Raw genomic sequence first — 12,643 nt, 5'->3', positions numbered from 1 at the left:
TGCCTCGGACCGGCGTTTCGGGCGAATTTGTTACCGCATCTCCTGCGCCGGTGTGACGCCAAGAATACCAAGGCCTGCGGAAATAACAACGGAAACGGCACGGGCCAGCGCCATTTTCGACTGGCTGGTTGCATTATCGCCGTCCTGGATGAATCGCAGCCCGGGCAGATCGTTGCCCCGGTTCCACAATGCGTGGAAGTCGCCGGCCAGTTCATAAAGATAAAAGGCGACGCGATGGGGTTCGTTGGTGCGGGCGGCGATTTCAACCAGCCGCGGCCATTCCGCCAGTTTGCGCGCCACGTTCAGTTCGGCCTCGTGATCGAGCGCCCCCAGGTCCGCCGCCAGCAGCGTCGCATCATCCGTCGCGATCCCGGCCTCGGTGGCGCGGCGCATCACGCTCATCACGCGGGCATGGGCATATTGCACATAGAACACCGGGTTGTCGCGCGATTGTTCCAGCACCTTGTCAAAATCGAAATCCAGCGGCGCGTCGTTCTTGCGCGTCAGCATGACAAAGCGGGTCACGTCCGGACCAACCTGGTCAACCACATCGCGCAGGGTCACGAAATTGCCGGCGCGCTTGGACATCTTGAACGGTTCCCCGTTCTTGAACAGGCGCACCAGCTGCGCCAGCTTGATATCCAGCGGCACCTTGCCCTCGGACAATGCCGACACCGCGGCCTTCATCCGTTTGACATAACCGCCATGGTCCGCGCCGAACACATCAATAAGCGCGTCGAACCCCCTGGAAACCTTGTCATAATGATAGGCGATATCCGGCGCGAAATAGGTCCATCCGCCATCGGATTTCATGATCGGACGATCCACGTCATCACCATGTTCGGTGGATTTGAACAGGGTCTGTTCGCGCGGTTCCCAATCTTCGGGCGTCTTGCCCTTGGGCGGTTCAAGCACGCCGCGATAGATCAGCCCCTTGGCGCGCAGATCCTCGATCGCCGCCTCGATGCGCCCGGTGCCGTAGAGCGATTTCTCGGAAAAGAACACGTCCATCTCGATGCCCAGCGACGCAAGGTCCGAACGGATCAGCGCCATCATCGCATCGGTGGCATGGTCGCGCAGGGCTTCCAGCCAGACGCTCTCGGGTTGATCGACCCAGATATCGCCCCTGTCGCGCGCCAGCGCCTCGCCCACCGGGATCAGGTAGTCGCCCGGATAGGTGCCGTCCTCGAATGCAACCTCCTGCCCCAGGGCTTCGAGATACCGCAAATAGACCGACCGGGCGAGCACATCGACCTGTGCGCCGCCGTCGTTGATGTAATATTCGCGCGTGACCTGATGCCCCGAGAATTGCAACAGGCTGGCCAATGCATCGCCGAATACCGCGCCCCGCGTATGGCCCACATGCAGCGGCCCGGTCGGGTTGGCGCTGACGAATTCGACGTTGATGCTGCGCCCCTGCCCCATCTCGGAGCGGCCAAAATCCACCCCGGTTTGCAGCACCTGCCCGATCACCCCCTGCCAGACCGCTGGCGCGAGCCGCAGGTTCAGGAACCCCGGCCCCGCCACCTCGGCCGACCGCACCCGCTCATCCGCCGCGAGCTTGCCCGCCAGCGTGTCCGCGATGTCGCGCGGCTTGAGGCGCGCCGCCTTGGCAAGCACCATCGCCGCATTGGTCGCCATGTCCCCATGCGCCGCATCGCGCGGCGGCTCGACCGCGACATTCTTGAAATCCAGACCATCGGGCAGAGCGCCCTCGGCGACCATGGCGTCCAGGCTGTGCAGGACAAGCGTGCGAATATCGGCAAACAGGTTCATCTTGGCATCCTCAGGGCTTTGGCGCGGTGTATCACGCGCGCCGCGACGGTCAATGCTCCGCGCCCACACCGGATGCGGCAGGTTGCATCATTTCTCCGCGTTCAGTGGGTTGATGCGCCACTAGAGCGGTGGCCGGCGGTCCGGTCCGTCACCCGCGCCACATAACCGCGCATGTTCCTGCAACGCAAACCGGTCGGTCATGCCGGCGATATAGTCCGACACGATCCGCGCCAGCGCGGTCTCGTCCTCGGCCTCGTCCACATCCTTGCGCCATTGCTTGGGAAGCTGGTCCGGATGCGCCATGAAATACGGGAACAGGTCATTCACCACGTCCGTCACCTCGGCGCGCATGGTCACGACGCTGGGGGCGCGGTACATGCGTTGAAACAGGAACTGCCGGATGACCTTGAGGTCATCGAAAATCCCGTCCGAGAACTGCACGATGGCATGCCCCGCATGACGCACATCCATGGCACTTTGCGGGTTCAGCCCAGTCAACCGGTCACGCGCCACGGTAATCACATCTTCGACCAGAACGCCGAAAAACCGGCGCAGCGCCTCGTGGCGGCGACGGTAATAGTTCAGCCCGGGATAAAGCCGGTCAACCTCGGCAAAGTTCTGCGACAGGATGGGAAGCTCGGCAAGTTCATCGGTCGAGAACAGCTCGGCGCGCAAACCGTCATGCAGATCATGATGGTTATAGGCCACGTCATCGGCGATGGCGGCCACCTGCGCCTCGGCGCTGGCATAGGTATGCAGCTCAAGATCATGCCGGACATCGTATTCCTCAAGCGCCCAGGGGATCGGCGCGGGCACCGGCCCGTTATGCTTGGCAATCCCCTCAAGCGTTTCCCAGGTCAGGTTCAACCCGTCGAAATCCGCATAGTGTCGCTCCAGATGCGTCACGATGCGGATCGCCTGTGCATTGTGATCGAACCCGCCATAGGGTTGCATCAAAGCGTGCAGGGCATCCTCGCCGGTATGGCCAAACGGTGTATGGCCCAGGTCATGCGCCAGCGCCACCGCCTCGGTCAGTTCCGCATTCAGCCCCAGCGTGCCGGAAATGGTCCGGGCAACCTGCGCCACCTCGATGGAATGGGTCAACCGGGTACGGTAATAGTCGCCCTCGTGCTCGACGAAGACCTGGGTTTTATGCTTCAGCCGTCGAAACGCGCTGGCATGGATGATCCGGTCGCGATCGCGCTGAAAGCACGAACGAAAGCTGCTCTCCTCTTCCGCCACCAGCCGTCCCTTGCTGGCCGACGGATCCGAGGCATATGGGGCATGCATTCTCGGTTGTCCTTGTCGCCTGTCCTTGGGCTTTCTATATGATAGGCAGACGCCCATTGAAACCGCTGCGGAGTTAGCAACGATGAACCTGCCCCCAAAAGTCACGGACCGTGCCTTTGCCCGGCTCGCCGAAATCGGCGCATCGGATCAGGGTCAGGCCCTGCGCGTCGCTGTCGAGGGCGGCGGATGTTCCGGGTTCCAGTATGAAATTGCCCTGGACAGCCCGGCCGAGGACGACCTGGTGCTGGAAGGTCGGGGCCAGAAGGTCGTGGTCGACTCGGTCTCGCTTCCCTTCCTGGAAAACGCGGTCATCGATTTTACCGAGGAACTGATCGGTGCGCGGTTTGTCATCGAGAACCCCAACGCCACGTCGTCCTGCGGCTGCGGCACATCTTTCTCGATGTAAATCTGCACCTTACGGGTCTGTCTTAAAGCGTGATTGCCGCCAGGGGGCCGCGGAAAACCTGCCGCGCGCCGTGTCGGGCGTAAACTGATCCCAGACCAGGAACAGCCCGCTGCCGATCACGATGGCGACGCCCAGATAGGTTCCCGAGGCCGGGTATTCGCCAAAGATCACCGCGCCCAGCACGACCATCCAGACGAATTGCAGGTTCATCAGCGGTGTCACCGCATAGGCCGCCAGCAACCGCAGCGCCACGACCAACAACCAGCGCGCCCCGAACAGAAACGCCGCATAGGCCGCGACCAGCCCGAGATCGGTGACCGGCATCGGTTTCCAGACAAAGGGCAGCGCCACCCCCATTGTCACAAAGATCGCCAGATTCGGATAGAACACCTGTGCCAGGCTGTTGTCCTCGTACCGGCCGATATAGCGCGCCATGATCATGGAAAACGTGCCGAACAGCGCCGCGGCCATGGCAAAACCATGTCCAATCGTCACCGCGCCCAACCCGGTCGGAAACAGGCACATGACGCCGATGAATCCCGCGATCAGGGCCGCCCAGGCCGCCGGGCGCACATGTTCGCCCAGGATCGGCCCCGACATCAATCCGGCAAGGATCGGCATCAGGCCAATGAACAGGAAAACCTCGGCAAATGGCAGATAGCGGAACGCGTAAAAGAACGACACCGCCGCCAGCACCGTCGCGCCGCAACGCAGCGCCATCGCACGCGGGCAGCTGCTGTGAAATCCCCGCCGCTGTGACGGATGCCGATCCGCAAGCGCGCTGAGCGTGACCACGAACAGACCCGACAGACAAAACAGCTGCGGCGCGGCATATCCACCCGCGATCAGCTTGGTGATCGCATCCGCAGATGAAATCAGCGCCGTGTAGAGGACGACGAGACCGGCGCCAAAGGCGGCAGCCCTCACAATGCCACCCCGCGCAGGCCGGTGCGCGCAAAACCGGCAAAGAAATCCTCGAATTTCTCGCTGCTCTTTTGCGCTTGGCACAGGATTTCATGGCCCATCTCGCTCAGCGAGTCCTCGACATGGCTGCGCATGCGGTTCCAATCGGCGCTGCGGGCATCTTCCAGCCGGAACATGCACTCCGAAATCTCGCGCAGCGGAGCGGCGAAGGGCGCGGCACGGAAAAACGCCATCCGTTCATCGGGCGCACCCTTGCGGAACGCATCGCGGCCGGACACCGCCATCAGCCAGTTGCAGACGAAATAGTCATGGTAATTGTCGGCGGTGCTGACCTGTGGCCCGCTCTCGACCGTGAACTGATGGGTTTCGCGTTCCAGCCAGGTTTCCCAGACATCCGACGGCTCCTGTCCGGCATAGCGCAAGGCCACGCAGATTTCGGCCAGCAGATCGGCATTCTGATCCAGGTAGGCAAGGATACCCGCAAATTCGAGCGAGATCATCGCCGCCGTGGAAAGCTGCGGATCGCGACGACCATATTCACTCAGGTAGAATACGATATGGGTCAGCTCATAGGCCGCCTTCTTGTTCGGCATAGCAAAGGTTTCGGACCGGTCGATAAAGCTGCGCACGCGTTCCTCCAGCCCTCCGTCGCCGGGCAGCGGATCAACGCCCCGCCGCATCATCAGCCGCCGCGCCTCGAGCCGTTGCAGATCGGACAGTTCCGCCTCGGCAAGCCCTTCGCGCGCGACCCAGCGTGACAGCGCCTCGGCCTTGTTTCCCGGCAGTCCCAGATCTTCGAGATCAAGGCAGATGGACAGCAGGAAACGATAATATTGCGGGAAGAACCCCAGGCGTTTCTCGACCTGGTCATAAAATCCCTGGTGCGGGGCCAGTGCCTGATCCGGCAGGCGCAACCCCGTGCATTCCAGGATGTTCAAGAGCTCGGCATTTTCCTTGAGCCAGAACACGTCATCTCCGAACCGGCGATGCTGTGCGAAACTGGCGATCAGGGCGGCGCGCCGCGCGGCACCGGTAAGACGCTGGGACGGAACGTTCAGATGGATGACATTCGACATGGGGATACCCTTTCCAAATGGCGTCTCTCTGAACGCCCCGCTTCCAACTTCAGACGATCAAACCGGGATCAGCTGCCCGAGGAGAACATCTCGGTACGCTCGCCGAGCGATGCTTCGCTGCTGGCAACCGGGGCGGAACCGGAAGAGAACATCTGCGTGCCTTCCCCGGTGATCGCGTCACCGCTGGCAACCGGGGCGGAACCGGAAGAGAACATCTGCGTGCCTTCGCCGGTGATCGCGTCGCCGCTGGCAACGGGAGCGGAGCCGGAGGAGAACATCTGCACCAGGTCACCGGTCAACGCGGTCGATGCGGACGGGGCCGACCCGGACGAGAACATCTCGACACCTTCACCCGTGATGGTCGCACTGGCCGCAACCGGGGCGGAACCCGAGGAAAACAGGGCCGTTGCATCCCCCGTCATGGCGTCGCCCATGCAGGTCGGCGACGAGCCGGAAGAGAACATCGCTGTACCCTCTCCATCGAACAGGCTGCTTGCCTCTTCCTTGACGGTAACATCCTGAAATTCCGCGATTTTACGTTGAGCGTTCATGGCAGTGATCCTCGATGTTGGAGTTGATTGCCCCTCGACGCTTGCATCCAACAGTAGATTCTCAAAGAACTTTTTCTTGGATAGGTTGCAAAATTGGCGACTTATCCACATGAAAAATTCGGGCCAGCTTGTTGACGCTGTACAAAAACAGGTTGACGCAGAATGCGTTAAAAAAATGTTATCCACATGCCGAATTTGTGTTCGAATCGATGCGCTTACCCTACGTCAAAGCCGCCGAATCAGATCGCAATTCACCAGGTTTGACCGGCTGGCGATTCGCACTGACACAATTTGTGTCAAACTTCCGGCGGCCCGGTGGCCTTGCCCTGCCCGCGCGCATCAGCGATAGAACGACTGGATGCATCGGGCCGGGGGAACGGGATGAAAATCGCAACATTCAACATCAACGGCATCAAGGCGCGGGCCCAGGCCTTGCCTGCATGGCTGGATGATGCGCAGCCGGATGTCGTCCTGCTGCAAGAAATCAAATCCGTGGATGAGAATTTCCCCCGCGAGCTGTTTGAAGACCGTGGCTACAATGTCGAGACACATGGTCAAAAATCCTTTAACGGCGTCGCGATTCTCTCAAAATTTCCGCTCGAGGATGTGCGCCGGGGCTTGCCCGGCGACGACACGGACGACCAGGCCCGCTGGATCGAGGCCACGGTTGTCGGAACATCGGCCATTCGCCTTTGCGGCCTGTACCTGCCCAACGGCAACCCGGCACCGGGTCCGAAATATGATTACAAGCTGGCCTGGATGGAGCGCCTGCGCGCCCGTGCCGCCAAGCTGCTTGCCGAGGAACAGCCCGCATTGATGGCCGGCGACTACAACATCATCCCCCAGGCGGAAGACGCAAAGAAGCCCGAGTCATGGCGCGAAGACGCCCTGTTCCGCCCCGAGAGCCGCAATGCCTATCAGCGTATCGTCAACCTCGGCTTTACCGATGCCCTGCGTGCCCGCACCCAGGCCCCAGAAACCTACTCGTTCTGGGACTACCAGGCCGGGGCGTGGAACCGGAACAACGGCATTCGCATCGACCATTTCCTGCTGACCCCGCAGGCCGCCGACCTGTTGATCGACTGCCAGATCGACAAGGACATCCGCGGCCATGACAAGCCGTCCGACCACGTGCCCGTCTGGATCGAACTTAACGCCTGACCCCGTGTGTCAGCGGGTCACGTCATGGCCGTAGATCCATTCGTACCGGCGTGCGATGCGTGCCCCCAACAGTGACAGACCAAGCTGCGCCACCTGGCGCAGCGGCGCCTTGAAATGAAAGTTTCGCGCGTTTGCGGCAGCGGCGGCGACGACCCGCTGTGCCCGGTCGCGGCGCGTGGACTGGTAATTTGCCAGCCCATTGGCGGGATCGGTTGCCCCAGCCAGGCATTGCGCCAGAACCCAGGCATCTTCCAGCGCCATGCACGCGCCCTGTGCCATGAAGGGCAAGGTCGGGTGCGCCGCGTCCCCGAGCAGCGCCAGTTGCCCGTTCTGCCAGCGCGATGCGACCGGATGCAGGAACAGCGCCCACAGATGAACGGAGTCGATGGCGGCAAGCTGATGGGCAAGTTCGCCGCCAAAGCCCGCAAACCTGCGTCGCAAATCCTCGGGGTCGCCCCGATGCCGCCACCCGTCCTCGTGCCAGTCGTCGCGCTCTTCGACGGCAACGATGTTCAATTCCCGGCCAGCGCGGATCGGGTAGGTCACAACATGCCGCCCCGGCCCCATGGTCAGGGTCGCGCGTGCCTCTGAAACATCGTGGCGCGCGGGGATCGTCGCACGCCACGCGACCTGGCCGGTAAAGCGTGGCGCGCCCTCACCGACAAGACCACGGCGCAGCAGGCTGCGCCCCCCATCCGCCGCGATCACCAGGTCCGCATTTTGTGCTGGCCCGTCCGCCAGCCGGATGCAGGCTGCCCCCTGTTGTGCTTCATAGGACACCACCCGTTGCCCGAGAAGCAGTTCGACACCCTGCCGTTCCGCTGTCATCCGCAAGAGATCGATCAGGTCGGCGCGATGAAAATAATAGGTTGGCCCCGCCGCTGGTGCCGGCATCACGGTCACGCGCCGCCCCGCACGGCAATCCCGGATTTCCGTGCCAGCCGAGCGCAAACCCGGCCCGCCCGAGCCATGCGGCAGGATCCCGAGCGCATGCAGCACCGCCATGCCATTCGCGCTGATCTGCAGCCCCGCGCCAACTTCGCTCAGCGCGTGCGCCTGTTCGAGCACACGGACCCGCGCACCGGATCTGCGCAGCGCAATCGCCGCCGCCAGCCCGCCGATCCCCGCGCCGACCACGATGATGCTCAGATCGTTCAACGCCATCGCGCCCCCAGAAACAAGAAACGCCGGAGCAAACGCCCCGGCGTACAGATCTTAGTACCCATGTCGGGCAATCAGTCGTCGCGGTGCACCTTTTCGCGCCGCTCGTGCCGTTCCTGTGCCTCGAGGCTCATGGTGGCAATCGGCCGGGCATCCAGCCGCTTGAGCGAGATCGGTTCACCCGTCACTTCACAATAGCCGTATTCGCCTTCTTCCACCCGGCGCAGGGCGCTGTCGATCTTGGCAACCAACTTGCGCTGGCGATCCCGTGTGCGCAGTTCAAGCGCGCGATCGGTCTCTTCGCTGGCACGGTCGGCGACATCCGGGATGTTGCGTGTTCCGTCCTGCAATCCTTCGATGGTATCGCGGCTCCCCGCCAACAACTCGTTCTTCCAGTCGATCAACTTGCGGCGGAAGTACTCCAGCTGCATGTCGTTCATAAACGGCTCATCCTCGGCCGGACGATAGTCATCCGGCAGAAAAACGTCCTGCTTCATCTTTGCTCCCTCGGATTGGCCAACATCGTCTGGCAATGGTACTTCCTTAGATAACTGGCTCCTCACTGTGGCTGCATTTAGCTGACGCTATTCAGAATGTCACTACACAATCCTGCGCAGGTCGGGTTAAAAGCACGGCCAACCGGTTTCCCCCGTGGAGCTAACACCAAAGGGTTGTAAAAACATGAAATTTCAAGGTACCGAAAGTTACGTAGCGACAAGCGACCTGACCATTGCGGTCAATGCAGCGGTCACGCTGGAACGCCCGTTGCTGGTCAAGGGCGAACCCGGAACCGGCAAGACCGAGCTCGCCCGGCAGGTCGCCGAGTCCCTCGGGTTGCGGATGATCGAGTGGAATGTCAAATCCACCACCCGCGCCCAGCAGGGCCTGTATGAATATGACGCGGTAAGCCGTCTGCGCGACAGCCAGCTGGGCGAAGAGCGGGTACATGATGTCGCGAACTATATCCGCAAGGGCAAGCTCTGGCAGGCATTCGAGGCCGATGAAAAGGTGGTTCTGCTGATCGACGAAATCGACAAGGCCGATATCGAGTTTCCCAATGACCTGCTTCAGGAACTCGATAAGATGGAGTTCTTTGTTTACGAAACCGGCGAAACAATTCGCGCGGCACAGCGTCCTATCGTGATCATTACTTCGAATAATGAAAAGGAATTGCCAGATGCGTTTTTGCGCCGTTGTTTCTTTCATTACATTCGCTTTCCGGACGAAACGACCATGCGCAAGATTGTCGAAGTTCACCATCCGGGCATCAAGGAATCGCTGCTGACAACTGCGCTGACCCAGTTCTACGAACTCCGCGAACAGCCCGGGCTCAAGAAAAAACCGTCGACTTCTGAGGTGCTTGACTGGCTCAAGCTGCTTCTGGCCGAGGATCTGACCGCCGAGGATCTCAAGCGCGACGGCGCAAAAGCGCTGCCGAAACTGCACGGGGCGCTGCTCAAGAACGAACAGGATGTGCACCTGTTTGAACGGCTCGCATTCATGGCGCGCAACCAGCGATAACCGGCGAAAAAGGGATCAGGGCGGCACCGCTCAGCCGGGCCGGGAAATATCGTATTTCTTCATCTTGCGGTGAATCGTCGCCCGTCCCATTCCAAGACTGCGCGCCGCGCGGCTGACATTCCAGCGGGCACCGGCCAGCGCATCCAGCAGCAGGCTGCGTTCATCATACCCCATCGCGGTGACAACCGGCACGACCGGTTGCGCCGGGCGCTCACTTGGCGCCGGCGCGGCCATGATGCCCGTCACCCGCAGTTCGACCGGCGAGATACGGCACCCATCCCCCGCCATCAGCGCCTGTTCCAGCACGTTGCGCATTTCGCGCAGATTGCCCGGCCAGCCATGGTTGGACATCACCGCGGCGGCTTCGGGCGTGATCACGACCCGTCCCCCGGCGAGGCGCGTCGCGATGGTCTCGGCAAGCGCATCGGGTCGTTCGCGATCACGCAGCGCCGGGAGTTCGAGCCGCGTACCCGCAATTAGGTAATAGAGGTCATTGCGGAACCGGCCCTGTGCGACGGCCTCGGTCAGGGGCTTGCCGCTGATCGAGACAACGCGCGGCGGGCGGAGCATGTCCCCCCCGGCCACGGGCATCCGCTCGGTTTCGAACGCATCCAGCATCCGGCGCAGCGCCGCCTGGGCGAACCCCGGAAGCTCGTCGATATTGTCAAAGATCAGCGTCGCGCGGCCTCCGCCCTGCGCCGCGAACTCACCGATCACGCGGGTCTGGCTCAGCACCGTGTTGATATAGTTGCGGTCCTCGGGCCCCTCGCCCAGCGTCGCACAATCAACCGTCACAACGCGCCCCAACCCGTCATCCTCGGTCTGGCGCAGTGCCGCGACAAGGGCGGATTTTCCTGTCCCGGTCTCGCCTTCCAGCAGGAAGGGCATGTCATGCCGATAACAATTGGCCGCCCGCTCGCACAGCGCCGCCATGGTGTGGCTGCCGACCGCCAGTTCACGCAGCGACGGAGCCAGCCGCCGGCGTACGAGTGGGCGCGCGGCGGGCCGGGGTATTGCTTCGGATTTGTGCCATTTGCGATGATCTCCCGGCGGTTGCGCCCGGGCGCTCAGCGCCGCACCCTGGGCGCTGCGCAGGCTGAGCACGCGGTCGGGCACCTCGGCGACGGTCTGGGCCTCGGCACCGAACAGCGCCTGGAACGGTCGCCCGACGAGCTCTGCCGCATCATCCAACCCGGCCAGCCGATGCGCCCGCGCGGTACCACCCAGAACGATACCCGCGCCATCCACCGCGACCAGCTCATCGCCGCGCAGCAGGTTGTCGCGCCCGCCATCGGCAAGCGATACCAGCATCGCCTCGTGAAAGCGCCGCTGAAACAGCACCCGCTGCACCCGGTTGGCCGTCGCCCCCAGAAGCTGTTGCGCGAACAGGTAGTCGGCGGGATTTCCCTTGTCGACCGCAACCAGGTTGACCGAACCGATCACGCTGTTCCCGGCATCCAGCAGGGGCACGCCGCTACAGGCAAAGGCGCGCAGCTGTGAATAGAAATGGTCGCCCCCACGCACGGTGATCGCCGAACCGAGCGACATCGCCATCGACACGCCATTGGTGCCGGCGATGCGCTCGTCCCAGCACGAGCCAAGCGCGATCCCGTTCCAGCTTTCGGCAGCGCCCCCGCCATCCGCCGTTTCAAGACGCACCAGCACGCCTTCGGCATCGGTCACCACCAGGCATTGGCCCGCCTTGGCCGCAACCCCGGCAAGCTGACGAAAGATACCCTGCCGCCCGCCGCTGCGCTCGACCGTCTGTTCAAGCCGGGGCGCGATCTCGGACGGGCGCAGGCGCATGATCGGCTGCGCCGCATTGCGCAGCAATCGATGCTGCCGCTCGCACCGCTCCCAAGAGGCCGCGATCGCGCTTTGCAGATCGGTGCTCAACCCTGTATTCGCCATCTGATCCTCCCCTTGAAACCATGGCACATGCCGGGGGCATCACGCAAATGCCGGGGCGCGGTTCTAGGACGATGGTGCTACAATCGACTCGATGGCCGCCATGACAGCGCGTACATGCGAGGGGTCGAGCGCCGCCTGGTGCGGTTGGGCGAAGCGACCGGAATCATTGTCGAAATACTTGCCAGACGCCTCCGCGAACTCATCCGACAACGCTGCCCGACCAAGGATATCCGCGCCGATGCCAAGATCGCTTCCGGCCACGCCGAACCCTTCCTTGACCATCTTGGAGGCCAGCAGTGAACCGGGATTCACCGCGACAAAACCCGGGCCCTCGGGATGACGCCGGGCCATTTCCACGGTCCAGATGGTGAGCGCCAGCTTGCTCTGGGCATAGGCCTCCATGTCGCCGATCGGTGCCCGACCGGTCATCGCCGCCACATCGATGGCTGCCTGCGCCGCCGACGAGAGGTTCACCACGCGCCCGTCGCGCGGCAGGATCGGCAACAGCCGCAGGGTCAGCAGGTAGGGAGCGAATGTGTTGACGGCAAAGCGCGTATCCAGCCCGTCATCGGTCCGCGTCCGGGGGGTCTTGTACACGCCGGCATTGTTGATCACCACGTCCAGACGATCATGCGCCGCAAGGATCGTGTCGGCCAGCGCCTCGACATCCGCCAGCCGCGACAGGTCGGCCAGATGGGTTTCGACCCCGCCGCCAACCTCTTGTGCGGCGGCGTCCAGCTTGGCCCGGTTGCGCCCGTGCAACACCAGCCTATGGCCTTGCCGGGCCAACAATTCGGCGGTCTTCAACCCGATGCCATCGGTCGCGCCGGTGATAAGAATGGTCTTGGTCATCATGCTCATCCCTC

At 62.7% G+C, this 12,643-nt stretch carries 12 protein-coding genes; 3 read left to right on the top strand and 9 right to left on the bottom strand.

Annotation, left to right across the window (positions count from 1 at the left end):
* Positions 1-30 precede the first annotated feature (30 nt).
* Entirely contained in the window at positions 31-1,776 is a 1,746-nt protein-coding gene (argS, locus tag ACP15R_RS10235; protein WP_424986303.1) for an arginine--tRNA ligase, read from the bottom strand.
* 120 nt (positions 1,777-1,896) lie between these two features.
* Positions 1,897-3,066, bottom strand: coding sequence for a deoxyguanosinetriphosphate triphosphohydrolase (locus ACP15R_RS10230; RefSeq protein ID WP_424986302.1), 1,170 nt, complete (start codon positions 3,064-3,066; stop codon positions 1,897-1,899).
* A gap of 82 nt (positions 3,067-3,148) precedes the next feature.
* Between ACP15R_RS10230 and ACP15R_RS10225 the strand changes: the two genes are divergently transcribed.
* On the top strand, positions 3,149-3,472 hold the full coding sequence (locus ACP15R_RS10225) for a HesB/IscA family protein (protein ID WP_424986301.1): 324 nt from the start codon (positions 3,149-3,151) through the stop codon (positions 3,470-3,472).
* Positions 3,473-3,481: 9 nt separating this feature from the next.
* On the opposite strand, the gene ACP15R_RS10220 is transcribed toward ACP15R_RS10225, so the two are convergent.
* The 3 genes from ACP15R_RS10220 to ACP15R_RS10210 form a co-directional block, all read right to left on the bottom strand.
* Positions 3,482-4,399 (bottom strand): DMT family transporter, encoded by a 918-nt coding sequence (locus ACP15R_RS10220; protein WP_424986300.1) that lies wholly within the window; start codon positions 4,397-4,399, stop codon positions 3,482-3,484.
* On the bottom strand, positions 4,396-5,472 hold the full coding sequence (locus ACP15R_RS10215) for a DUF6902 family protein (protein WP_424986299.1): 1,077 nt from the start codon (positions 5,470-5,472) through the stop codon (positions 4,396-4,398). Before ACP15R_RS10215 ends, ACP15R_RS10220 begins: the two co-directional genes overlap by 4 nt.
* A gap of 68 nt (positions 5,473-5,540) precedes the next feature.
* Positions 5,541-6,023 (bottom strand): hypothetical protein, encoded by a 483-nt coding sequence (locus tag ACP15R_RS10210; RefSeq protein ID WP_424986298.1) that lies wholly within the window; start codon positions 6,021-6,023, stop codon positions 5,541-5,543.
* A 381-nt stretch (positions 6,024-6,404) separates the two neighbouring features.
* Between ACP15R_RS10210 and xth the strand changes: the two genes are divergently transcribed.
* The gene (gene xth, locus ACP15R_RS10205; RefSeq protein WP_424986297.1) at positions 6,405-7,184 is read left to right on the top strand and encodes an exodeoxyribonuclease III; all 780 of its coding nucleotides are present in this window, start codon (positions 6,405-6,407) and stop codon (positions 7,182-7,184) included.
* Between the two features lie 9 nt (positions 7,185-7,193).
* Here xth and ACP15R_RS10200 read toward each other — a convergent pair whose 3' ends face one another.
* Complete coding sequence (locus ACP15R_RS10200) at positions 7,194-8,348, bottom strand: FAD-dependent monooxygenase (RefSeq protein ID WP_424986296.1); 1,155 nt, start codon at positions 8,346-8,348, stop codon at positions 7,194-7,196.
* 71 nt (positions 8,349-8,419) lie between these two features.
* The gene (gene dksA, locus ACP15R_RS10195; protein ID WP_424986295.1) at positions 8,420-8,842 is read right to left on the bottom strand and encodes an RNA polymerase-binding protein DksA; all 423 of its coding nucleotides are present in this window, start codon (positions 8,840-8,842) and stop codon (positions 8,420-8,422) included.
* 184 nt (positions 8,843-9,026) lie between these two features.
* On the opposite strand from dksA, the gene ACP15R_RS10190 reads away from it, so the two are divergent.
* Positions 9,027-9,866, top strand: a complete 840-nt coding sequence (locus ACP15R_RS10190) for an AAA family ATPase (RefSeq protein WP_424986294.1) — start codon at positions 9,027-9,029, stop codon at positions 9,864-9,866.
* A gap of 30 nt (positions 9,867-9,896) precedes the next feature.
* Here the strand turns inward: ACP15R_RS10190 and ACP15R_RS10185 are convergent, their stop codons facing one another.
* Together ACP15R_RS10185 and ACP15R_RS10180 are read right to left on the bottom strand one after the other, a co-directional pair.
* Positions 9,897-11,777 (bottom strand): sigma-54-dependent Fis family transcriptional regulator, encoded by a 1,881-nt coding sequence (locus ACP15R_RS10185; RefSeq protein WP_424986293.1) that lies wholly within the window; start codon positions 11,775-11,777, stop codon positions 9,897-9,899.
* Positions 11,778-11,840: 63 nt separating this feature from the next.
* Positions 11,841-12,629 (bottom strand): SDR family NAD(P)-dependent oxidoreductase, encoded by a 789-nt coding sequence (locus tag ACP15R_RS10180; protein WP_424986292.1) that lies wholly within the window; start codon positions 12,627-12,629, stop codon positions 11,841-11,843.
* Between the last annotated feature and the right edge of the window lie 14 nt (positions 12,630-12,643).

It is taken from the genome of Microbulbifer sp. S227A (assembly GCF_049800935.1).
This window is presented reverse-complemented; position numbering and strand designations above follow the sequence as displayed.